The sequence below is a fragment of the Streptacidiphilus sp. MAP12-20 genome (assembly GCF_041262525.1).
Lineage (GTDB): Bacteria > Actinomycetota > Actinomycetes > Streptomycetales > Streptomycetaceae > Streptacidiphilus.
In genome coordinates, this window is the sequence record NZ_JBGCCK010000002.1 from 15,871 (window position 1) to 38,365 (window position 22,495).

At 69.8% G+C, this 22,495-nt stretch carries 23 protein-coding genes; 9 read left to right on the plus strand and 14 right to left on the minus strand.

Annotated elements, in window-relative coordinates; translation table 11 throughout:
- The first annotated feature begins 65 nt into the window (after window positions 1-65).
- Window positions 66-509, plus strand: a complete 444-nt coding sequence (locus tag ABIA32_RS02255; RefSeq protein WP_370092005.1) for a hypothetical protein — start codon at window positions 66-68, stop codon at window positions 507-509.
- 215 nt (window positions 510-724) lie between these two features.
- Here ABIA32_RS02255 and ABIA32_RS02260 read toward each other — a convergent pair whose 3' ends face one another.
- The 6 genes from ABIA32_RS02260 to ABIA32_RS02285 form a co-directional block, all read right to left on the minus strand.
- Entirely contained in the window at window positions 725-1,885 is a 1,161-nt protein-coding gene (locus tag ABIA32_RS02260) for a ferritin-like domain-containing protein (RefSeq protein ID WP_370092007.1), read from the minus strand.
- A complete protein-coding gene (locus ABIA32_RS02265) occupies window positions 1,882-2,667 on the minus strand; it encodes a ferritin-like domain-containing protein (protein WP_370092008.1) in 786 nt (261 codons plus the stop codon). Before ABIA32_RS02265 ends, ABIA32_RS02260 begins: the two co-directional genes overlap by 4 nt.
- Before the next feature lie 253 nt (window positions 2,668-2,920).
- Complete coding sequence (locus ABIA32_RS02270; RefSeq protein WP_370092009.1) at window positions 2,921-4,156, minus strand: RNA polymerase sigma factor; 1,236 nt, start codon at window positions 4,154-4,156, stop codon at window positions 2,921-2,923.
- Window positions 4,153-4,533, minus strand: coding sequence for a YciI family protein (locus ABIA32_RS02275; RefSeq protein WP_370092011.1), 381 nt, complete (start codon window positions 4,531-4,533; stop codon window positions 4,153-4,155). Before ABIA32_RS02275 ends, ABIA32_RS02270 begins: the two co-directional genes overlap by 4 nt.
- A complete protein-coding gene (locus ABIA32_RS02280) occupies window positions 4,530-5,138 on the minus strand; it encodes a dihydrofolate reductase family protein (RefSeq protein ID WP_370092012.1) in 609 nt (202 codons plus the stop codon). The genes ABIA32_RS02275 and ABIA32_RS02280 overlap by 4 nt, the downstream gene beginning before the upstream one ends.
- A gap of 205 nt (window positions 5,139-5,343) precedes the next feature.
- Window positions 5,344-6,168: a MerR family transcriptional regulator gene (locus ABIA32_RS02285; RefSeq protein WP_370092013.1), complete on the minus strand. Its 825-nt coding sequence runs from the start codon at window positions 6,166-6,168 to the stop codon at window positions 5,344-5,346.
- Between the two features lie 159 nt (window positions 6,169-6,327).
- On the opposite strand from ABIA32_RS02285, the gene ABIA32_RS02290 reads away from it, so the two are divergent.
- Window positions 6,328-6,696: a nuclear transport factor 2 family protein gene (locus ABIA32_RS02290; protein ID WP_370092014.1), complete on the plus strand. Its 369-nt coding sequence runs from the start codon at window positions 6,328-6,330 to the stop codon at window positions 6,694-6,696.
- Window positions 6,697-6,804: 108 nt separating this feature from the next.
- Window positions 6,805-7,281, plus strand: a complete 477-nt coding sequence (locus tag ABIA32_RS02295; RefSeq protein WP_370092016.1) for an epoxide hydrolase family protein — start codon at window positions 6,805-6,807, stop codon at window positions 7,279-7,281.
- Window positions 7,282-7,374: 93 nt separating this feature from the next.
- On the opposite strand, the gene ABIA32_RS02300 is transcribed toward ABIA32_RS02295, so the two are convergent.
- Complete coding sequence (locus ABIA32_RS02300) at window positions 7,375-8,385, minus strand: serine protease (protein WP_370092017.1); 1,011 nt, start codon at window positions 8,383-8,385, stop codon at window positions 7,375-7,377.
- 757 nt (window positions 8,386-9,142) lie between these two features.
- Between ABIA32_RS02300 and ABIA32_RS02305 the strand changes: the two genes are divergently transcribed.
- The 3 genes from ABIA32_RS02305 (at window position 9,143) to ABIA32_RS02315 (ending at window position 12,761) form a co-directional block, all read left to right on the plus strand.
- The gene (locus ABIA32_RS02305) at window positions 9,143-9,742 is read left to right on the plus strand and encodes a hypothetical protein (protein WP_370092018.1); all 600 of its coding nucleotides are present in this window, start codon (window positions 9,143-9,145) and stop codon (window positions 9,740-9,742) included.
- A gap of 25 nt (window positions 9,743-9,767) precedes the next feature.
- Window positions 9,768-10,655 carry a hypothetical protein gene (locus tag ABIA32_RS02310; protein WP_370092019.1) on the plus strand — a complete coding sequence of 296 codons (888 nt, stop codon included), beginning with the start codon at window positions 9,768-9,770 and terminating at the stop codon, window positions 10,653-10,655.
- Window positions 10,656-10,835: 180 nt separating this feature from the next.
- Window positions 10,836-12,761, plus strand: coding sequence for an ankyrin repeat domain-containing protein (locus tag ABIA32_RS02315; protein ID WP_370092021.1), 1,926 nt, complete (start codon window positions 10,836-10,838; stop codon window positions 12,759-12,761).
- 18 nt (window positions 12,762-12,779) lie between these two features.
- On the opposite strand, the gene ABIA32_RS02320 is transcribed toward ABIA32_RS02315, so the two are convergent.
- The 4 genes from ABIA32_RS02320 to ABIA32_RS02335 all read right to left on the minus strand — a co-directional run bounded on the left by ABIA32_RS02320 (window position 12,780) and on the right by ABIA32_RS02335 (window position 18,669).
- Entirely contained in the window at window positions 12,780-13,409 is a 630-nt protein-coding gene (locus ABIA32_RS02320) for a DUF3887 domain-containing protein (protein WP_370092022.1), read from the minus strand.
- 1,170 nt (window positions 13,410-14,579) lie between these two features.
- Complete coding sequence (locus ABIA32_RS02325; RefSeq protein WP_370092024.1) at window positions 14,580-15,062, minus strand: SRPBCC family protein; 483 nt, start codon at window positions 15,060-15,062, stop codon at window positions 14,580-14,582.
- On the minus strand, window positions 15,059-15,382 hold the full coding sequence (locus ABIA32_RS02330; protein WP_370092025.1) for an ArsR/SmtB family transcription factor: 324 nt from the start codon (window positions 15,380-15,382) through the stop codon (window positions 15,059-15,061). The genes ABIA32_RS02325 and ABIA32_RS02330 overlap by 4 nt, the downstream gene beginning before the upstream one ends.
- A gap of 170 nt (window positions 15,383-15,552) precedes the next feature.
- A complete protein-coding gene (locus ABIA32_RS02335) occupies window positions 15,553-18,669 on the minus strand; it encodes a putative Ig domain-containing protein (RefSeq protein ID WP_370092026.1) in 3,117 nt (1,038 codons plus the stop codon).
- Window positions 18,670-19,041: 372 nt separating this feature from the next.
- On the opposite strand from ABIA32_RS02335, the gene ABIA32_RS02340 reads away from it, so the two are divergent.
- Window positions 19,042-19,620, plus strand: a complete 579-nt coding sequence (locus ABIA32_RS02340; protein WP_370092027.1) for a hypothetical protein — start codon at window positions 19,042-19,044, stop codon at window positions 19,618-19,620.
- Here the strand turns inward: ABIA32_RS02340 and ABIA32_RS02345 are convergent.
- Window positions 19,604-19,900 (minus strand): hypothetical protein, encoded by a 297-nt coding sequence (locus ABIA32_RS02345; RefSeq protein WP_370092028.1) that lies wholly within the window; start codon window positions 19,898-19,900, stop codon window positions 19,604-19,606. The two genes, ABIA32_RS02340 and ABIA32_RS02345, sit on opposite strands and share 17 nt — an antisense overlap.
- Window positions 19,901-20,151: 251 nt before the next feature.
- On the opposite strand from ABIA32_RS02345, the gene ABIA32_RS02350 reads away from it, so the two are divergent.
- Window positions 20,152-20,967 carry a G1 family glutamic endopeptidase gene (locus ABIA32_RS02350; protein ID WP_370092029.1) on the plus strand — a complete coding sequence of 272 codons (816 nt, stop codon included), beginning with the start codon at window positions 20,152-20,154 and terminating at the stop codon, window positions 20,965-20,967.
- Between the two features lie 189 nt (window positions 20,968-21,156).
- On the opposite strand, the gene ABIA32_RS02355 is transcribed toward ABIA32_RS02350, so the two are convergent.
- The gene (locus ABIA32_RS02355; protein WP_370092030.1) at window positions 21,157-21,525 is read right to left on the minus strand and encodes a hypothetical protein; all 369 of its coding nucleotides are present in this window, start codon (window positions 21,523-21,525) and stop codon (window positions 21,157-21,159) included.
- Between the two features lie 208 nt (window positions 21,526-21,733).
- Here ABIA32_RS02355 and ABIA32_RS02360 point away from each other — a divergent pair, with 208 nt between their 5' ends.
- The gene (locus ABIA32_RS02360; protein ID WP_370092031.1) at window positions 21,734-22,117 is read left to right on the plus strand and encodes a hypothetical protein; all 384 of its coding nucleotides are present in this window, start codon (window positions 21,734-21,736) and stop codon (window positions 22,115-22,117) included.
- 50 nt (window positions 22,118-22,167) lie between these two features.
- Here ABIA32_RS02360 and ABIA32_RS02365 read toward each other — a convergent pair whose 3' ends face one another.
- Complete coding sequence (locus tag ABIA32_RS02365; RefSeq protein ID WP_370092032.1) at window positions 22,168-22,407, minus strand: hypothetical protein; 240 nt, start codon at window positions 22,405-22,407, stop codon at window positions 22,168-22,170.
- Between the last annotated feature and the right edge of the window lie 88 nt (window positions 22,408-22,495).

Here is a 22,495-nt window from a genome sequence, read left to right on the forward strand (position 1 = left end):
GCGCCGATGGACCGAGCCCGAAGTGGCCTGGCGCTTGGCGTCTGACCACCTGCCAGAATGCGGGCATGGTCACTCAAGGGGCGGTTCCGGACTCCGTGTTCCGCGTCGGCATGCTGAGCGCCGCCGCGGTCGCCGTCCCGGCGGCGAGCGCGCTCGTGGTCTCCGCCCCGCTGGGGAGGTTCACCGCCATCGGCGGGTTCATCGGGATCTGCGGGCTCGCCTGCCTGGGCATGTGGTGGCAGTTGCGCCCCCGGGCCGTCGACGCCGTCGCGGCCCGGTGGGTGAACACGGGAGCGGTGCTGACCGTGGTCACGATCGCACTGGTGGAGGGCGGGCTGGTGCTCTTCCTCGGCCGCTACCCCGATGACCCGCTCAGCGTCTTCATACCCGCCATCACGGTCGGTGGCACCGGGGTGCTGTGCCTGGTCGCCCGCATCGCGGTCGGGGTGCGCGCCCGCGCGACCCGCCGGCTTCCCTCCGTGTCGGACCGGAAGCCACCCCTGACCTGACGACCCTGCGGGGCCGGCGGCGCCACCCTGCCGTCACGTGTGTGACGTGGGCGACCCGCGCGGCGAGTTGATCACGGGCTACCCCGCGCAGCGTGGGCCGCCTGGTAGCGGGACGGATCATACTGTCCGCGAGGCAAACGTGGACGGCGACGTCGCGGCCGGTCCGACAGTCACGGCGACCCGCAGATCAAGCGAGCAGTCGCCGTGACGTCTCCTCAGCGCACCGTGAGGGTGCCGTGCATGAACTGGTGGATGGTGCAGATGTAGGGGTAGCTGCCCGGTTTGGTCGGCGCGGTGAACGTCGCCGAGGCGCCGGCGTTGATGTGGCCGGTGTCGAACCCGCCTCCGGTGCTCGCGGTGACGGTGTGCGCGGTGGCGTCGTTGTTGATCACCGTCACGGTCGCGCCTGGGGCCACGGTCAGGTCGGTGGGCTGGAACGCGAAGTTGCTGATGGTGATCTGCGCCGCCCCGGAGGGCTGCGCGGCTGAGGACTGGGGGCTCGGCGCATTCGTGCCTGCGCTCGTGGCGGGGGTGAACATGAGCAGGCTCGGGGAGGCCGCCTTGTCCACGGGCAGGAAGTCGTCCGGCACCGGGTACTGGCCCAGGACGAAGTTGAGGATCGCCGCGTGCATCGCCTCGACCGGCGCGATCGTGGCAGCCGTCGCGATCCCGGCCGGACTGGTCACGTTGTAGGTCGCGAACAGGTACGTCTCCGCGGCCTGCTGCTCCAGCTGCAGAGCGAGCTTGGCCACCGCACCCACGTCCGTGGCCGCGCCGAGCGCCCTGAGGGTCGCGGGCTGGTTGGACAGCGGCACACCCGTGATCGCGGGCTTCCCCGCGCCGGTGAGCACGGCGTTCCAGGCTTTGGCGTGGTCCGCGTGCTGACTCATCGCAGTCTCGGCGAAGGTGCCGACCGCCGCAGGGACGGTGCCGAGCTTCCCGGCCTTCGCCGCAGCGAGAGCAGCGGCGTACGCGCCCACAGCCTGGTTCTCCAAAGCCGTGGCGAGCGCGACGACCTGCAGGTCCCCGGTGTACATGCCGCTCGACGAGGCCGACGCGGCCACCGGCAGACCGCTGGCCCCAGACCCGAAGCCGACACTGTTCTTCGTCGAAGAACTGGAGCAGGCGGCCAGAGCGAAGGCCGCGGCCGCACCGCCCGCACCGAGCAGGAAGCGGCGCCGTGACGCCTGCGGGAACAAGGCAGCATCGTCGCGGGCCAAGGCGGCGCGCCGGTCGCGGATCTGCTCGGTCAAATCCGCCGCGGACGCGTTCATGGCGGGCAGGTAGGTGCGGTGGGCCTCGTCGAGGTCCTTTGTGAGCCGGATGAGTTCGTGCTCGCCGATGGGCAGCTCCCAGCCGCCACGGGTCTCGCTCACTGCACAGCTCCTTCGCTGATCGGCGAGGCGTCCTTGGTCGGGTAGAAGGCGTCGGGGAACCCGACGCTGCCGGCAGCCGCGGGCAGCTTGGACGGGTCGACCGGGATGGTGATCAGCTCCGGATGTCCCCCGGCGAGCAGCGCCTGCACCGCCAGCAGCGTGGCGCGGTGCTGTGCCTCCACCGGCGCCACCGAGGCGAAGAGCTTGCGCAGCTGCGGGTCGGAGACCTGCGAGACGTTCTTGGTGTAGGTCTGCGCGGCCACATCCTCCAGCGTGATCGCGAGCTTCACCACATCCGCCGGGCTCTTGATCGACGGCAGCGTCTGCTTCACGATCGCCGCGTACTTCGGGTCCGGGTTGTTCTGCGCCTTCCCGCCGGCCTGGGTCGCGGCCGCGTTGAACGCCTGTGCGTGCGCGGTGTGCTGACTGGTCGTCTTCGCGATGAACGCGGCCACGGCCTTGTTGCCGTCCTTGATGAACGGCAGCTCGGCCGCGGTCGTGTAGACGCTCACGGCGAGGTTCTCGAGCGACGCCGCGGTCTGCAACGCCATCACGTCGTCAGTGCTGCCACTCGCGGCCGCAGCCTTGCCCGTGCCCAGCGGCACCGCACCCCCTGCCAGGGCGGCGACCGTTCCGCCACGCTGCCACCAGCGACGCGGAGCCGCCTGCTCGGCGTACTCCTCGATCGCCCCACGCGTGATCCGCAACGCGTCACTGTTGAGGTCCTGCGACTGCTCGGTCAGCTCCGCGAGCAACCGGGTATCGATGCGCTCCTGGCCCATCACGCCCCATCTCTGTCCACATCAACCCGCACCATCACGGGCATCCCCCTCACCTTCGGGGCCACCCCCGGTGCGGATCGGTCCACACGCGCACCACGTCCGTGAACCACCCGAAAGAGACAACTAGGCCGCCCGGACGAACGAAACCCGGGCCGAAGGAGCCGCAGCCCACCGTCAGGCGCCGAGGACGCGCGAGAGCAGTCCTCGGCGGTTGTGCGTGGCGTGCCGCTGTTGGCGTAGGGACCCGCGGGCGCTAGCGCAGTTGGTCGCGGCGGCGGGTCAGGTAGGCGGTCTCGGCGGTGTTGCCCGCCAGTTCGATGGCTCTGTCGTATGCCGCGCGCGACTGCTGACTGCGGCCCAGCCGGCGCAGCAGGTCGGCGCGGGTGGCGTGGTAGGCGTGATAGCCGGCCAAGCTGTGCTCGAGACGGTCGACGGCTGCCAGGGCCACCTCCGGGCCGTCGAGCTCAGCGACCGCGATGGCCCGGTTGAGGGCGATGATCGGCGAGGGGTCGAGGCGGACGAGCCGGTCGTAGAGGGCGAGGACCTGCGACCAGTCGGTGTCGCGCATGTCGCGGGCGGAGGTGTGCACGGCGTTGATCGCCGCGAGGATCTGGTAGCGACCCGGAGCCACCCCGGCGGCGGCAGCGGCGAGGCGCTCGCGCACCAGCCGGTGACCCTCGGCGATCAGCGCCACGTCCCAGGCCCCACGGTCCTGCTCGTCGAGCGCGACCAGTTCGCCGCCGGCCGAGACCCGGGCGGTGCGGCGGGCCTCGGTGAGGAGCATCAGCGCCAGCAGCCCGGCCACCTCACCGTCCTCCGGCAGGAGCGCACGGATCAGGCGAGTGAGCCGGATCGCCTCGGCGGTCAGGTCGTGACGAAGCGGATCGGTGTCGCGGCCGGTCGCCAGGTAGCCCTCGTTGAACACCAAGAACAGGACGGCGAGCACGCCGGACACGCGTGCCGGGAGATCCTCCACGGAGGGAACCCGATAGGGGATGCGGGCCGCCTTGATCTTGGCCTTCGCGCGGGTGATCCGCCGCTCCATGGCGGTCTCGGCCACCAGGTAGGCACGGGCGATCTCGGGCACGGTCAGACCGCCGACCATGCGCAGCGTCAGCGCCACCCGGGTCTGCATCGCCAGCGCCGGGTGACAGCAGGTGAAGATCAGCCGGAGCCGATCGTCGTCGATGGCGCCGACAGGCTCGGGCGGGTCGTCGTCGTACACCATCCGAGCCTCCCTGTGCTTGTCGTCGCGCTTGTTCTCGCGGCGGATCCGGTCGATGGCCTTGCGGTTGGCAGTGGTGGTCAGCCAGGCGCCGGGGTTGGGAGGCACACCGTCGGCCGGCCACCGCCGCACGGCGGCCGCGAACGCCTCGGCGGCCGCCTCCTCGGCGATGTCGAGGTCACCGAAGCGCCTGGTCAGGGCGGCGACCACCCGAGCCCACTCCTCGTGGTGGGCCCGGGTGATCGCCTGCTCGACGTCGCTCACTGGAACGGCCGCACCTCGATCTTCCGGTCGCAGACCTTCGACGCCTCGGCGGCGAGCTTGAGCGCCACATCCAGATCGGGGGCCTCCCACACCCAGACGCCGGCGAGATACTCCTTCGACTCCACGAAAGGCCCGTCGGTGAACACCGCCTGCTCGCCCCGGTTGTCGATGACCGTTGCCGTGTCGGTGTCCGCGAGTCCGCCCGCGAAAACCCAGTTGCCCTCGGCAATCAGTCGTTCGTTGAACGCGCTGATGGCGGGCTGCCTGTCCGTGCTGCCGGGATTGCTCTTGTCATCGATCACGGAAATCAGGTACTGCATCTGAAGATCATCTCCTCTGGTGTCAAGACAGCGTGCTTTGGTGGTCAGGGACTTCAAGCCGTTGCATACCGCGGGCGCCCGGCCGGCCGGTGGACCTGGATCGACACGCCATTCGCGTCGACCCGCGACTCGACCAGGTCGAGCGCAAGATCCGGACCGGTCTCCGGGAACAGTCTCGCGCCCTGGCCGAGGATCACCGGGACCACGATCAGAGTCATCTCGTCGACCAGATCGTTCTCCAGCAGCCACCTGGTCAGGGCGCCACTGCCGTGCACCTGCAGTTCGCCCCCGGGCTTGGCCTTCAGCTCGCTGACAGCCGCCGCGAGGTCACCGCGGAGAACGGTCGTGTCCGCCCAACGCGGCGCGGTGAGCGTGGTCGAGGCAACGTACTTCGGAGCCTCGTTCAAGGCCACGCCGATGGGATGTGCGCGCATCTGGTCGATTGATCCCCAGGAGCCGGCGAACAACTCGTAGGTGCGCCGACCGAACAGGAACGCCTCGGCGCGCTGGTAGGTCTGCGTGATGAACGTCCTGGTCTCCTCGTCGCCCTTCCCCCGGGCCCATCCGCCGCGCTCGAATCCGTTCCTGCGGTCATCCGACGCGCCGCCATTTCCCTGCATCACTCCGTCGATGGTGACCTGCGTCATGGTCGTAAGCTTCATGATCGCGGCTCCTTTGCCCTGGCGCCTCCCCTGGTGGACGGCCTCACCCCTGCTACGAACACCACCGCCCCGATCCGACACCGCCTCCCGGATTTCTTTGAAGATCTTTCCGGGACGCCGGGCCAGCCGGTCTGCAGCCTGCTGGGTGAGGGCACGCCGCGGCGGGGCCCGGCGGCGTCCGGTGGGCCCCTGAGTCGTCGGGGTGCTAGCCGGTGGTCCCGGTGGCGAAGACAGGCCAGCCGATCTCGGTCCGCCAGGCGCTCTCGTCGGCGGTGTCGCCAGGGCCGATCAGGTAGTACTCGCGCAGCGGCCCGTCGACAGCCAGTTCGTGCTCGGCGACGTGGGCGGCGAGGGTCCCGTACGCGCGGTCGATCTCGTCGTGCGGACCCGTATGGATGATGGTGGCCAGCTCTGCGGCGGGCACGGTCGACGGCGTGACGCGCCCCATCGGTCGGACCCGCCCATCGCATGGAAGGAAGACCGTCGCCCGGCCGTACTCGTCACCGAACAGCTCGTCCGCGAACATTCCTCCAGCAGGACCGTCGGCTCGGATGCGCTGGGCGGCCAGCGTGGCGCGCAGTTCTCCCAGCGCGCCCTGGTACCAGAGCAGGGCGTCGGCCACGCCGACGTCCTCGCTGATCGCCGCGGCGGGCGTCGCCTGCACGCTGCGGTGCCCGATCGCCGCCGGCGCGGTCCCGTGCTCGAGCAGGTCGCGCAGGGACGCCACGGCCTGCTGGGTCCGGGCCAGGCCGTCCTCCATTCGGGCGAGGTGGGCCGCGATGAGGTGGTCACGCGTCCGCAGGTCAGGCGCGGACAGTACGGCCTGGATGTCGTCCAGCGGCATGTCAAGGGCCCGGAACCGGCGGATCACCTGGGCTGCTGGGATCTGCTCGGTCGCGTAACGGCGGTAGCCGGTGTCCGGGTCGACGTCGGTCGGCTCCAGCAGTCCGATCTGGTGGTAGTGCCGGAGCGTTCGGATGCTCAGGTGCGTCGCCTTGGAGAAGTCGCCGATCGTCAGCGCGTGGCTCATCTGCTCATTCTCAACCCTCCCGTTGTGTGAGGGTCAATGCGACATCGCGGCCTTGACCCTCACCTGGCTGGAGCGGTGAGCATCGGAGGTAGCAGACCGACTCAGGCCGGTCAGCCGGTCATCACGACAGCCTTCCGGCTGATAGAGAGGATCCCCGCCATGTCCAGCGTGACAACCGACCTCCCCGCCGTCGTGGCCGAGCACATCGCCGCGGTCAACGCGTTCGACACCGAACGGATCGTGGCGACCTTCGCGCCAGACGCCTACGTCAACGACAACCGGCGCGAAATCTGGGGCGCCGACGCGATCCGCAGGTTCATGGACAAGGAGTTCGTCGGCGACCACGTCACCATGGAGGTCCGCGAGGTCATCGACCACCACGGCGACATCATCGTGCGCGCCAAGTACGACGGCGACTACGACAAGACCAACCTGCCCGAGGTGCTGGTCATGACCAGCTACTTCGCCATCCGCGACGGCAGGATCACCAGCCTGACCGTCATCTTCAACCAGCCCTCGCCGTACTGAGCGTCCGAAGGGATCCCCTGGCGACCGGCCGACTGCGGCACCTCGAGAAGGGCACCTCCAGCGGCTCTTCCCTCAGCGCCGCGCCGCATCTTCACGTCCCACGACGCGGTGATCGACGACCTCCGCGAGCGGCTGGCGCGGACGCGATGGCCGGAGAGGGAGCCCGTCGACGACTGGTCCATGGGGATCCCGCTGGCCTACGTGCAGGAGCTTGCCGGGTACTGGGGGCGGTCCTACCAGATGCAGCGCGTCGCCGATCAGCTGAACCGCTACGAGCAGTTCACGACGACCATCGACGGGGTCGACATCCACTTCCTGCGCGTCCGCTCGCCTGTCGAAGGGGCGACTCCGTGCATCATGACGCACGGCTGGCCGGGGTCGGTGATGGAGTTCATCAAGGTGATCGACCCGCTCGTGGATCCGGTCAGTCACGGCGGGAAGGCGTCCGACGCCCTCGAGCTCGTGATCCCCTCGCTCCCGGGCCACGGGTGGAGCGGCAAGTGGGGAGCCCTTGTCAGTTCGGCGATCGGGCGGCTGGCCGATCCAGCGAAGCTCATCGGGCCGCGTCGGACGGTGCGGTTGTGACCCGCCGTTCGACGCCGGGGAGGCGCGGCGACGGGCGAGGCTCCGGCGGAACGCCCGCCCGCCTCGCACCGCCGCGCTGCCGCGCTTGGGTGATCAGGTCAGTGAGCCCTGTGCCCGGTACAGACCGGCGACGTAAGCGTCGAAGTAGGGGCTCTGATCCCACCCCGTGGTCAGGCTGCCGGTGCTGGTGACACCGTCGACGTAGCCGAGGCCGGTGCCGGTGTTGTACCAGCGCAGCCAGGGTCCGCCGCTGGAGCCGTGACCGTACCGGCAACGGATCTGCAACCTGCTGGTGCCCCACTCGGGGCTCGTCCAGCCGCTGCAGTACATCTGTATCTCACCCCGGTAGAAGTTGTCCGGGTAGCCCAGCACGTACACGGGCGAGGTGCGGCTGCCATTCCAGGTGATGCCGTTGCCCCCGGTGACGTTGACCAGTTTCCTGCCGTTGTTCGGCCACGTGGTCACCATCGCGACATCACGGGCGGCGGTGCTGTACGTGAGCCACGCCTGGAAGGTGCGGAAGGACTTCGCTGCGAAGACACCGTAGGGTACCGAACCGTTGTAGTAGTCCGGCACGTACACCCACTTCGTCATCCACGTGCCGCCGCGTCCCCCGTGAACGCAGTGGGCCGCGGTGACGACCATCTGCCGGGAGGGGCTGTTGAGCGCACTCGCCGAACAGGAGTAGTCGCCTCCGGTCCGGGGATTGTGGAAGAACGCCCGACCAGCCGCGGCGGACGCGTAGATCGCGTGCTGCGACGGCCTGGCCAGGCCGCTCGCCGCATGCTCCGCCGGAAGCGGCGGAACGGACGGGGGAACCTCGGCGACCGCGGGCCTCGATGCGGCGGCGTGGCGGTCGGGGGCAGGCAAGGCATCGAGCGGAGTCGCCTTCCGCATCCGCTGCGGCGTCCAGTAGGCCAGCGACGCGGCACTCGAGTCAGCGCCGGCGTCCGCCGCGGCGACGCCGGCCGTCGCCGCAGCGGCGGCAGTCGTCGCGGCATGGAACTCCGGTCCGGGGGTGGCGCCTTGACCTTCCCCTGGCGCGATCAGGGTGAGCAGGACCGCTGCCGCAGCCGGCAGAAGGAACCTTCGCGTTACACGCACGTATGTACTCCCTCGTTGAATCGCAGCCGGAAAGCGCTGCGGTCCTCCACATCGTGGATCTCGAATCGGCTCGGCCGGCGCCCTCGCCGGCTGGCTCCCAGCCAACAGGTCACACTGCACCGGCCATATATGACCTGGCATCAGTCCCCGTGGTTCCCACGGGCAGCGAATCCCCTTCGTCTTCATCGGTGACGTCCGGTCATCTGGTCATCTGGTCATCCGAGATGATCGCACTCGGTGCTGCGCCTGTCGCCACTTCAACCCAGGTGCCCAGCAGGCCTGCAGGCCTTCAGCACAGGTGACCGGGCAACACCGCCGCTCCTGGTACCCGGCGCTGCGGGACCGCGTGATCCGCCTGCCGACTTGCGCGCGGCGCCGGTCATTGCGCTCGGGTCCCGCTCAGCCGAACGCCGTAGGCTGGAGGGGCGGGGGCCCTCCCGAGCGTCTGCCGAGAGGAGCCCTCGCGCGGGAGCTGACCCGACGCTCACGCAAGCTGATGGAGCGTCCGGCCCTCTCGACGGGGTGGCTGCTGGGTGGGGCGGCGCGTGAGTGCTTGAGCCGCTGCCAGTGCCTCGGCATCAGAACTTCTGCGCGCGAGGCTGCATGCGATGGCGGCATTCAGCGTTGCGGCCTTGCGCAATGTCGACACGGCGACCGCCCGCCAAACCATCGCCGGCCCTGCTCCGTACGGGTCGATCTCCTCCGCCGAGGGCAACGGTGACACGCCAGTGGTCATTCAGTTGGGCACGATGGCGGGATGGATCGTACCGGAACCGGGATCTCGACCACACTAAGGGCCTTCGCGACGGCGGCCGCCGCGGTCGTGGGGTTCGCCGTTCTGGCCGGCTGTTCGTCGGGGACGTCAACGCCCGGGCCGACGACGACCGCGGCAACGGCGACGGCGACGGGCACGGACACCGGGTCAGCAACCGCGACGGGCAGTACCGGCGGAGGAAGCACAACCGGAGGCGGAGATGATGGTGGTGGGTTCAACACCGCTGGTCGTATCTCCGACAACTTCTCCGGCACCTGGCCGGACGACGTCCACCTGACCGTGGAGAACCACTCGGCCACCGACGCCTTCGTCGGCACCGTCCGCGTGGCCGACTGCACCAGCGAAACGCGTACCCAACAGGCCACTCCACCCTCCCAGCCGGTCAACGTGCCCCCGAACGGCGCACAACCGCTCGACTTCAATTTCAACCCGGACACCGAGTCGCCGGCGATCAGCCCGCACACCGTCTGCGTGACCCTGTACGACCAGCAAGGGAATCAGATCGACAAGCGGACGACCACGGTCGTGGACCCCAACGCGCCAACGTCCTCGGAGTCCGCTTCGCCATCGCCCACCCCCTGAGTCCAAGGACGCCCGGAGGACCGCCGTGGCCGAGAGCACCACACCGAGCACCGGCTGGGCGAGCACGCTCGCCTCGATCCTCGGACCCACCACCTACATCGTGGCGCTGCTGTTCTTCTTCGGCTTCAGCTACACCGACGCCCTCTACGAGCACTTCGGCATCGACGCCGCCACCTTGGGGTTCTCCACCCAGGACTATCTGCTGCGCAGCGCCAGCGCCCTGTTCATCCCCGGATTCGTCGCCCTCGCGGTCGGCCTGCTGCTGGTGCTCGGCTACTACCTGTCCGGCTCCGTGGCCCGCCGGCCCCCGCGCGCGCAGCAGCACCCCGCCGACCGTGGTGCGCTGCGCGCTGCCGTCCGCTACGGGTCGTTCGCTCTGATCGCGGTCGGAGCCGTTCTGTTCGTGCTCGGCGTGCTGGGCGGCTTCCAGGTCTGGCCCGCGAGTGAGCTGGCGACGCCGATGCTGCTCGGCGGAGGACTACTGGCCGCCGGCTGTGGTCGGGTGTTCGCCGTGCGCGGCTCGGGACGCGTCTACCCGTTCCGCCAGGAGCTCGTGGCGCTGGTCCTGGTCGGCGCGCTGGTACTGCTCGCCTCCTTCTGGGCCTCCCACGTCGACGCCAAAGTGCACGGCCGCAGCGACGCCGCCTACCTCGCCCACCACCTGTGGCTGCGTCCGGCGGCGCGGGTCGACACCACCGAGCGCCTCTACTTCGACAGCCCGGGAGTGCGCGAAACCGTCCTGCCGGCCAACGGCTCCGCTCAGCGGTTCCGCTACCGCTACGAGGGGCTGCGGCTGCTGGCGCAGTCCGGGAACAGGATGTTCCTCATCCCGGACCAGTGGACCCCCGCGAGCGGCTACGTGCTTCTGGCCACCGCGGACCCGAACATCCGTGTCTCTTTCCACCCAGGCTGAGCGCCGGCAGTTCCCCACCGCTGAGGCCGCCCGGACGCGCTGGACTAGGATTGCCGTGGCGCTGGAGGGCGCCCCCGGGTCCGCGGGAAGGACTGAGTCCACCTCCACGTGAGCAGATCGTGCGGCTGTGGCCTCTTCCTCGGCCTGAGCAGCGGACCGCAGGCCATGCAGGGAGACGCCATGTCCGAATCACTTCCCCAGCACCCCGATCTCGACCAGCTTCGCCGTCGCGCCAAGGAACTGCGCGACGCCGCCCGCCGGGGCGAGTCGGCGGCGTTGGAGCGGTTCGTCCGCCACCACCGGTCCGCCGGAGGCGACACATTCGGCCTGGCCGCCGCCCAGCTGGTCGTGGCCCGCGAGCTGGGCTTCTCCAGCTGGCCCAGACTCAAGGACGCCGTCGATGCCGCCACGGCGGAAGCCCGCACGGTGACGGCATTCGTGTCCGCCTCCGTCGAGGGCCGCATGCGGCAGGCCGCCGACATCCTCCGCACCGAAAGGGACATCGCCCGCCGCAGCCTGCCGGCCGCGACGGTCCTCGGCGACGCCACGGCGGTACGGGACTTGCTCGCCGCCGATCCCGTCGCCGCGTCGGCCCCCGACCGGGACCGCGGCTGGCCGCCACTGCTGTACGCCTGCTACTCCCGCTGGCACCGGACCGACCCGGGCAGAGCGGCCGGGATGGCCGAGGTGGTGCGCCTCCTCCTCGACGCGGGCGCCAATCCGAACACCAACGACGGAGGCCGCCCCCGCTACCGCTCCGCCCTGAAGGGCGCGGTGGAGGTCAACAACCCGGACATCGTCCGGCTGCTGCTCGAAGCCGGCGCCCACCCCGACCCGGGGCAGCCGATCGCGGAAGCCGCCGGCCATCGCGACCAGCGTTGCCTGCGATTGCTGCTCTCCCAAGGCGCCCGGGTGACCGGAACCTGGGCGTTGGGCGCGGCCGTGTTCCACGACGACCCGGTCGCCACCTCGCTGCTGCTCGACGCACTCGCGACGCCGACGGGCGCCGCGGCGGGCCCCGCGACCGAGGCACTGCCGGAGGCCGCCGCCAACGCTTCCCTCCCAGTCGTCGAAGCGCTACTCGCGGCCGGTGCCGACCCCCTGGCCGCCGACGAGGACGGCGTGCCCGCGCTGCGCCTGGCCGTCAGGGCGGGCAAGGGCGACAGCGCGGCACGGCTGCGGGCCCTGGGCGCCGCCGACGACGCGACCGAGGTGGACCAGTTCATCGGCGCGTGCCTGATCGCCGACCGCCCGACCGTCCAACGGCTTCTCGCCCACCACCCCGACCTGCCCGACCGGTTGACGCAGCAGGAGCGTGCCGTGATCTGCCAGACCGCCGGCTCGCGCCCGGCCGATACGGTCGCGCTGATGCTCCAGGCCGGCTTCTCCCCGCACGCACGCAACAGCGTGGGCGAGCAGCCGCTGCACAACGCCGCCTACCTCGGCAACGCCGCGGTGGTCCGGCTGCTGCTCGACGCCGGGGCCGAGGTCGACGCCCGCGACGACCGCTTCGACGGCACCCCGCTGGCTTTCGCGACCGTGGGCAGCCGCGAGCAGGCCGATCGGTCCGGCGACTGGATCGCGACGGTGCGACAGCTCCTGGAAGCCGGCGCCGACAGACGGGGCGTGTGGATCTCCGGGAAGCAGCCCAGCGAGGAGGTCATCGACCTTCTGCGGCAGTACGACATCACGCCCGACCGGCCTGCCGCGCCGCAGCCGGAGAACGCCTCCGACCTCCCCGACCCGGCCGAGGCCGGTGAGCTGGCCGACATCGCCGTCCACCTCGAAGCCGCCTTCCGCGACCACGACATGGACCTGTTCGGGTCACTCCTGCACCCGAAGGTCCGCTGGACCGGTCTCTGCTCCAGCAGAACCGAGGTGCTCGACTGGCTTGAGCGGATCCTGGCGGAAGGAACCCGGCCAACCGTCGAAAGCGTCGAAGTCGACCGCGACGCCGTCGTGCTCGGGATCACCCTGCGCGGCGAAGGGGAAGGCGCCCGGCCCGCGCCTCCGCAACGGATCTACCAGGTGTTCACCATCGACGGCGCCCAGATCGTCGAGATCCACGGCTACCCGGACCACCGCAGCGCGCTCACCCGGACCTGAAGCCGGGCGATCGACGGCTCACGGGGTGTCGGGCGCGAGAATGAAGAGTCCAGCGACCTTTTCGTCGGTGTCGAATGCGACCCGGGCCTTCATGTCGCCGGCCTCGTAGCGCAGCGGGATGTCGACGACGGTGTGGTCGCCGATCCGCCGGACGAAGGGCTCGCCCTCCGCGAAGCCCTCGAACGCGCCGACGAGGCCGGTGACCGTGGCCAGGCCGTTGCCCCGCACCTCATCGGTGAAAGCCGCCAGCACCTCGGTGTTGAACGAGCGCCGCGCCTCGTCCATGCGTCCTTCGAGGACTGCCGTGACGATCGCGACGGCGCGTTCTGCGGCGTCGGCCATGTGGACTGTCTTGTCCATGGGTTCTCCCGTGCGGGGGTCAATGGGCTTGCCGAATCGCTGGAAGGCGGCCTGGCGGGTGACTCCGAGCAGGTCCCCGATCTCCTGCCAGGTGTGGCCGGCGTCCCTGGCCTGCTGCACGCACAGCTTGAGCACCTGTTCCCCCTTGCCGGCGATGTCCTGCGAACGCCGGACCAGGTCGAGGTACGCCGGTGGAGTCAACGGAGCGCCCATCGACCCGGCCAGGACCGAGGCCTGCTCGGCGAGCAGGGCGCAAAGGGACGCCAGGGACGTCGAGGATTCGGTCACATGTAAAGGATGCCTTTACAGCCCATCAATGTCAAGAATCCCTTTACAACCCCGGCCTCACTCAAGCGGCCCGGCGAGCGGCCACCGCATTTGCGTATCCCCGATCAGCCTGCGCAGCTCTCACGGCCAGGCGCCTCGCCGGGATGAGATCTGCCTGAGTACGCACGCGGCGCATCCGCGCCGGAACGGCGCCGGGAAAGCCGTGTCGCGGCTCTGCCGGCCAGGCCGACCAGAGCCGCCGGAGAGGTTGTAGGCAATCATCAGCCCAGTGAAGGCACCGGTTCGCCGAGCAGTAGGAGTCCGAGAAGGATCATTGATTGATGTCCTTCCTCGTCTGCGGATGCCACGGGTCGGCGGCGTCGCATGTCAATCCGCGGAGCTCTTGGAGGGGTCTGGCGCGGAGGCACGGCGTGCGTGTGAGGGCGTCCTGCGGGGGCTCGCGAGATGCTCCAGAGTGGGCGTTGCGAGAAGCATCGCAAGGAAAACCAGGGGCGTAAGCAGAGACAAGAAGATCATGGTTTGCCTTTCCGGCTGCACTCCGCCACGGGATACGGAGAGGCACCGGCCTCCACCTGCAGACCGCATTCAGAAGTCGTCGCGGTGGCGGCGTTGCTCGATGATCACCGCTCCCTTCGGGCCCGACCGCTGCCCAGCGATGGCGCTCCACCGAAGTAGACGAGAGCCGGGATCAGACTGGCCAGGAGTGCGGCGAGTCTGATGAGAGAAGCTATCCCGGACATGATCAACCCCTTCGAATGACCGTCTCCGCGGGCCCCTTTACACGAGGGCCCGATCAGGGACGCGCCTGCCCCCGCTTCCGGTCCACAAACGCATCGGAGCCGTCCTGATCCGAATGTGTCTCTCCGTCAGGCCTTCGGGCTCGGCCTCCGCGAGCCCGTCCACTCGCCACGCCCGATCGTGCGCCCACGCGTGGCCGAAGGCATGTCACATCCCTTCTGCTGCTGGAGGACGGGGTTGCTCCGACATGTGGGGCCGAGGGGCGGAGCCCCCGGGCGCAGGGGGATGGGTTGCACCGGGAGCTCCGCTGTCCGGGCTCGGCCATTGCCGCGGTCCTGCCGGACAACTCGCGTCTGTCCGCTATACCCGTCCCCAAACCTGACAGCGGGGCGAGGGCACTGGTCGCCGGTACGAATGTCCCCGGCGGGGACCTCAGCTGCCCTCGGCGAACAGGGCAGCGTACCGGGACAGGTACAGCGGCCAACCGGCATCGTCGCCGACGCCCTCGGCGACGGCCTGCCAGCCCGAGCCGTGCCGGTCGATGTTGCGGTGCTCCAGTTCGACGCGCGTGCGCTCGGGAGTCTCTGCGATGAACCGGACCTCGACCTCGCTGGTGTTGTCCGGATCGGTCTCGATCTGCCACTGCGGGCTGATGTCCCAGCTGAACACGACGCGGTCGGGCGGCTCGTAGGCGAGGACGCGTGCCCAGCGGCACTCACTGCCGTCGACGGCGCGGTCGTAGATGTGGCCGCCGACCCGGGGCTCGAAAACGGTCTCCGCGATCGGTGCCTTGAGCAGGTTGTGTTCCGGCGGCTTGAAGTCGCCGAACCGCTCGGTGAAGACGGTGAAGGCCCGCTCGATCGACGCCTGGACGGCGATCTGCCGGCGGACCACCGTGGTCGTGGTCTCGGTCATGACTCCTCCTCTTCCGGTTGCTCGACGAGGTCCTGGTAACCGGCCAGCGCCCGGTTCCAGAAGGTGTCGAGCTGATCGCGCAGCGCGGCCACGCCGGCCGGATTGAGCCGGTAGATGCGGCGGGTTCCCGCCGCGCGCTCGGTGACCAGGCCCGCACTCTTGAGCACCTTCAGGTGCTGTGAGACCGCGGGCCTGCTGACCGGCAGTTCGTCGGCCAGTTCGCCGACCGCGCGCGGCCGCTCGGCCAGACACGCGATGATCGCGCGCCTGGTGGGGTCCCCCAATGCACCCAGGGCATCCCCAGCTTGGTAAGTGTCCACGAACGGTAAGTCTAGACTTACCCATGGCAGAGGGCAAGACCAACGAGATCGCGGGAGGCCGCCGACAAACTGCAGCCGAGCCATCCCTCCGCCATCGAGGACGACGGACAAGAGGCGGTGGGCGGGCTGTCAGGTCGGGTCAGCCCGCCCACCGGGACGGCGTGCGCTCGCTAGGCCAGCGTCACGTCGTCGTACGTGGTGTACGTCGGGTCGCCGGCGTAGTTGTCGTCGTGGCTGGTCAGCGTGAGCGTGTACGAGTGACCCGCCGTGACGGAGGAGCTGACCTGCGTCCAACCGGAGCTCGACACACAGGTCTTGGCCAGCACCGTCGTGGTCGTGTTGCTGGTGTTGTCCTTGAGTGTGGCCGTGGCCCAGTCGTAGGTGACGGTGTCCGGGCAGGTCACGTTGTAGTAGAAGGACACCTTGCTGGCGCCGCTCGGCGCGGTGAAGGTCTGCGCGATCGAGGAGTCACCGTTGGTCGGCGACGTCGAACCCAACATGGCCGCGTCGCTGCCGCTGTGCGGGTTCGTGGTGGTCACCCCGGTGGCCGCGCCGGACGCGGTCCAGCCGGAGAGGTTCCCGGCCTCGAAGCCGCCGTTGGTGATCCCGCCGCCGCCACCGCCGCTGGTCGACAGGGCGACGTCGTCGTACTTGGTGTACGTCGGGTCGCCGGCGTAGTTGTCGTCGTGGCTGGTCAGAGTGAGCGTGTACGAGTGCCCGGCGGTGACGCCGGAGCTGACCTGCGTCCAACCGGAGGAGGAGACGCAGGTCTTGGCGAGCACCGTGCTGGTCGTGTTGCTGGTGTTGTCCTTGAGCGTGGCCGTCGCCCAGTCGTAGGTGACGGTGTCCGGGCAGGTCACGTTGTACCAGAAGGACAGCGTGTTGCTGCCGGTGGGCACAGTGAAGGTCTGCGCGATGGACGAGTCGCCGTTGGTCGGCGAGGTCGAACCCAGCATCGCCGCGTAGGTTCCGCTGTGCGGTCCGGAGGTGGTCACGCCGGTGGCCGCACCGGACGCGGTCCACCCGGAGAGGCTGCCCGTCTCGAAGCCGCCGTTGGTGATTCCGCCACCGCCGCCCGAGGGGTTGATCGTCCAGGTGAAGGTGGCACTGCCGTTGGCGCCGGTGGTGTCCCTCACCGTGACGGTCACCGAGGACGTGCCGGCCGTGGTCGGCGTGCCGGAGATCAGACCGGTGGCGGTGTTGATCGACAGGCCCGCCGGAAGGCCGCTGGCCGCATAGGTGAGGGTCTGTCCGGAGGCGGAGTCGGTTGCGTGGATCTGCAGGCTGGCCGCAGTGCCGACGGTGCCGGTCTGGCTGCCGGGGTTGGTCACCGTGACGGTGTTGCCGCCGGCTGTCACGGTGAGGCTGAACGTCGCGGTGTGCGTGGCCGACGCTCCGGTGCCGGTGACGGTGATGCTGTAGCTGCCCGCCGGGGTGCTGGAGGTGGTGGACACGGTCAGCGTCGAAGAACCGCCCGCGGTGACCGAGGTCGGACTGAAGGCCGCGGTCGCGCCGGTGGGCAGGCCGGAGGCGGTCAGGTTCACGGTCTGGGCGCTGCCGGAGGTCACCGCCGTGGAGACCGTGCTGGTCGCCGCCGCGCCGGACGTCACGCTCGCCGAGGCCGGGCTCAGCGACATCGAGAAGTCGTTGACGGGCGTGCCCGTGCAGTTGGGGAGCGTGAAGGAGGAGATGTGGGTGTTCCAGTTGAAGCTGCCGGTCGACGGCTCGTACTCGTCGGTGTACCAGTAGGTGCAGTCGTCGCTCGGGTCGATCGCCATCGAGGTGTAGTCACCCCAGCGGCTGTAGGACGTCTGCACGCCGCCGCCGGTCAGAACGGTGGTCTCGCCCTGTGTCATGGTGCCGAGGGCGTCGCCGGCCAGGCGTCCCGTGAAGCGGATCGAGGGGTTGGTGGAGGCGGAGGACTGCGAGTAGCCCAGCGCGATGTTGCCGGCCTTGTCCTGGGCCATCGAGCCCATCCACCGGTAGGTGGAGTCGGGAGCGTAGGTGCCCTGCTGGTAGACGGTCGGGTTTCCGCCCGACATCCGAAGCTCGTACCACCGCGACCCGACCGAACTACCGGCCGTGACGGAGTCGTTGACGACAAGGGACTCGTGGTCGCCGTAGTTGCGGTACGCGAGCCGGTACATCACCCGGTCGGAGAGGGAGTCGAGTTGCTGCGTGGTCCCGCCCTGGGGAATGCACGTTCCGGTGCTGCCGCACGCGGTCGTGTACGCCGCGACGGTGAGCGTGGAGGGTCCGGTGAAGGTGGAATTCGCCGGGGTGGCCCAGTCGACGTGGAACTTCCAGTAGGCCAGCGTCGTCGACGTCGTGCCCAGGCCCACCATCAACTCCGGCTCACCCGACGGCGGAGCCGTGGAGCCGTCGACGTCCGAGCCCAGGATTCCGCCGTACGAGGAGGAGGTGGTGAAGCACTGCTGCGTGGCCGCCGCACCGGTCAGCATGCTCGCGCGGTCCATCGCGCACGCCTCGGCGTCGATGAAGGCACCGGCCGGGGTGAACATGTTGTAGGTCGTGTAGTAGGCGTCGGGCCACACCGACAGCTTCGGGTAGTCGGGGAAGCTGGAGAACTGGTACGAGTACCGGTTCCACGTGCCGGTGGCGTCCGCGCTGGTCGAGACCGCCACGCACTCGTAGTACGGGCCCGCCGACGAGGTGACGTTCGCGAACTGCTGCAGCACCCAGCGCTGGGCGAGATTGTCCCAGCGCACGGTCGCGTCACCGTCGTTGGCACTCTGGCAGAAGCCGCCGAAGCCGGACCACAGCGAGTTGGTGTTGGTCGGCGCGAGGACCGTGGCGCCGCTCTTGGAGTAGACGGCGTAGGCGGTGTTGACGACCTCGACGATCTGCGTGGAGCCTACGGCCGCGTTCGGGTCCGGCGGCACGCCGGTGATGGAGTAGTTGCCCGAGCCGATGCCCTCGAAGCTGGTCCCGCTGGTCGCGGCCGCAGGGCCGCCGGTGCTGTGCTGCACCACGGGATCGGGCGTGCGGGAGGCGGGCGGGTGCGGCAGCCGCTCCTCGTGGTCCTTGCTCTTGTGCTTCTTCGCGGGCGCCGGGTGCGCTCTTGCCTCGCGGGCCAGGTCGCGCAGCGGGCGGGAGGTGTCGTGGTGGACGGCGGGCTTGGAGTCCGGAGACAGATGGGCGGTGGGGCCCGCCGCGACGGGGGTGGCGGCGTGGGCGGTGGCCGGGGACAGCCATAAGGCGGGAAGTGCGGCGAGCATGGCCGCGAGCGCGGCGATGCGGCCCGAACGGGGTATGGAGCGTGACACTGAACATCCTTTCGGCATCCGGGGATCGCCCGGGAGGCGGAGGGTAAGGACGTTCACGCATGGTGCGTGCGTGTTCGCAACTCGGGAGTCTGGAACGGGATCTGACACCCCACAAGAGGGGTGACCGGAGTTGTGTCATGACCGGGGAAAGATTTACACAGGGCTCTCACAGAACGCCCCACACGTCGCACCCGTTAGCGCGGACGACACCGGTCCGTGACATGACGGCTCCGCGAGCTCCGGACGCCCCACCGCGGGGCGCGCCGGCATCCGCGAAACAGATCCGGAGCCGAGCCGTCAGGCCGGCGGAACCCCGGCGAGAGCGGCTGCGTCCCATGCACGACCGTGGCAACATGCCCCGTGGGAGGCACGATGATTTGGTACCGGACACGAGCGCTCGGCGCCACCGCGGTCTGCGCGGGTGTGATCGCCGCGATCGCCGCCTGCGGCGGGAGCAGTCACGCCGGGTCGGCGTCCTCCGCGCCCGTCGCGACCTCTGTGGCGCCCGGATCCCCCCTGCCCGCCGGATCGGGATCCGGCGGGGCGGCCCCGCCCCGCTCGACACCCGGCACCCGGCAGGCCACCCCTCCCGGCAGCGCCGCCACCCCGACCGGCCCGGCGCCCACGCCAGGGACGTGCCTGTTTGGTGCCGTCCGGATCGTCTACCCAGGATCGGACAACCCGCTGCGCAGCGTCTGCGTCCACGCCGGGTCACAGATCACGGTCACCCTCAATGCGGTGCACTCCTACAAGTGGGCGCCGATCAAGAGCTCCGACTCCGCAGTCGTCCTGATGACGGGCAATCACGCTGCCGAAGGCGGCACTCTTGTCGAGGTCGCGCGCGCCGAGTCCCCCGGCACCGCGACACTCTCCTCCGCCGACACCTTCACCCCCGACCCGCACGGGCCCCCCTCGCGCCTGTGGCAGTTGAGCGTCACAGTCGTTCCGTGACGTGCACCCGCAGCCGCCAAAGCCGGGTCTGCGGACCGAACCGGTCGCCACGGAACGAGGAGGCGGCCCGTAGCTCACCCTCCCCCCCGGTGCCCGCCAGCGCCCTGGCCGTCACCGTCCCCTGGCTTTCGCCCACGTCCAAGAGCACGAGCGATCCGGACGCGACCGGCGCAGACCAGCCGTACGCCTCCGAGCCCTCCAGGGTGATTCTGATCTCCTGACCCAACGCCACCTCGGCGTGACTCACCAACGGATCCCCAGCGCGATAGCGGATCTCCATGCGTCGAGCCTAGCCGCGCGGTTCTGAGTCAACCTCACCTGCCCTAGCTGACCCTTGCCTACTGAACGGCGAACATGAGCCATTCTATGACATGTTCACGCCATTCATGACATCTGAACAGTCACCCAGCTTTCGCACAGGCCATACGTCGTCCCACTCTTGACGCCGCGTCACTGACGCCCCGTGGTGACAACCGACAGCCCATCACGTGGGAATGCCCGCGCGCCCGCCCTTCGCACAAGGAGATCCCCATGGCCCAGGCCCGCTCCCGGTCCGCCGCCGCGATACTCGTCACCGCCTGCGCGATCGTCGCGGCGCTTCCGGCCACCGCGCACGCCGCGGCTGCGCCGACCCATCGCGCCGGCTCACCGCGCACGGCGGCCTTCGCACCTGCAGCGGCCGGACACCGCGGCGTTCACAGCACCGGCCACCACCGCCACTCCTTCGCCGGCGGCCTCTGGGGCGGCTACGTGGCACAGGGCAGCGGATTCCAGAGCATCTCCGGCTCGTGGACCATGCCACAGGTCAGCTGCAACACCAGCAACGACCTGTTCGCGCCCTGGGTGGGCATCGATGGCTACGGCTCGCAGACGGTCGAGCAGACCGGCGTCCAGGTGGACTGCTCCAGCGGCGCGCCCGTGCTGTCCGCGTGGTACGAGATGTACCCGGCGAGCCCGGTGTACTGGAACGATCCCGTGTCGACCGGCGACTCCTTCACCGGCTCGGTCACCACCGACGGCTCGGGCACCTACACGATCGCCCTCACCGACAACACCGCCGGCTGGACCGAGCAGACCCAGCAGCAGCTCGGCGCCCAGAACGTGAGCGCGGAGGCCGTGATCGAGTCACCCACCGGCAGCTACCCGTCTTTCAGCAGGCTCGACTTCAGCGGCGTCACCGTCAACGGTCAGCCGTTCGACGGGTTCTCACCCCAGGCGATCGACAGCGGCCAGTACACCGAGACCGCACTCAGCAACGGCTCCTTCGCCATCGTTCCGGCGTCGGGCGCAGCGGCGGCCGCGTCCACGCACGCCACGGCGAGCCGGCCCAGCACGATCCGCTACTGACTGTTCCGACCGGCAGCCGACGGCGGTCCCACGGCGTGCCTGGGCCATGGGGCCTGGTCGAAGTTCGACGGCTTCGAGGGCCGCGTCGCGCTGCCTACCTGGCTGTACCGGATCGCCACGAACGTGTGTCTCGACATGGCCCCGGCCGACGCCGTACCGCCCGCTACTGACCGCCGGAGGTGCCTCGGTTCAGTTGTCCGCCGAACCTCCGGAAGCCGGGCCGACGAAAGCCAGCGCCTCGCGGGCCAGTGCGGACCACTCCTGCTGGGAGTCCGGGGCCAGGCAGAGCCACTCGCGCATCGGCCGATCCCGGCCCGCGTCGAACCGTTCGCCCTCCGCGGCCTCCACCAATTCGTCCACCCGACGTCGGGGCAGCTTCACCACCAGGCGGCCCTGCACCAGCATCGCGAAGATCTTTCCGTGAACCTTCAGCGCAGCGGAGCCGAAGCGCCCCTCGCGTCCCGGGGCGTCCTCGGGCTCTGTCACACCCTGGACCGGCCCGAGTTCCCGGACCAAGGCGTCGAATCGCTGCTCTGGGGTGACGGGTCTACCGGCCATCGGCTCGATCTCCCTCGCTCTTGCGGGCGACACCGACAGCCGCCGAGGCGAGCTGCCAGTTGCCGTGCCCCTTCAGCAAAGCACCGCCGGTCGGGCAGCGCACGCCTGTCGTGTCGGTGAGCGCCAGCGGTAGCAGGTTTCCCCGGCGACGCTCCGAGGCTATGGTCTCCCGCAGCGTTCACACCGGTCGGCGAACAGCGGGGTCAGCATGAGGGACAGTCAGCCAAATCCGCGGCGGCGGATCACGATCAACGCGTTGATCTCCACCGGATGGATCAAGCCCTGGCGATCCGGCGTGATCGCGATAGAGGACGGCATGCTGGCCCTCGCAACGACCCATGGCCTTCACGTCGAAGCGCCGATCGCCGAGGTCACCTGCAAGCGGTTCAGAATGGGGCAAGAGACACTGCGGATCACCCTCGACGGCACCAAGTACCTCATCAGTTTGGGGGCCGGCACCCTGGACATGGTGAAGGCCGTCCCTCCGCTGTACGTGGCCGATATGAAGTCAGCGGGCCGCGTGCTGGTGGCCCTGGTCGAGCAGGCCGCGCCGCCCAGGAAGTCGACGGCGAAGACACGCGCACCGAGGTAGTCGAACGTCCTGTCACATTCCGGGCATCCCCGGCCGCCGGCCCCACGGCGTCAGCCCCACAGGTACGGCCCGTCGCCGCGCCACTCGACGACTCCGGGCCGGTCGATGTCCGCTGGGTCCATCTCGCAGCGGGCCATGATCATCTTGACGTCGTCGGCCGAGTAGGCCCACCCGACCTCCAGGCCCAGGATCTCGACCCGACGGCACGGGCGCCCCGAGGCGTCGAGAACCGCCCGATGCACGACCACCCGCGCGTCGCTGTGGCCCGCCGAAAAGACCTGACCGCCCATACCTCCAGCCTGCGACCGGCCCGGCGAGTCGGCATCCGGAGGCTCCTCGGTGTGCCGGATCCGCCTCCGTCGGCTGGGCGGGTGCGGT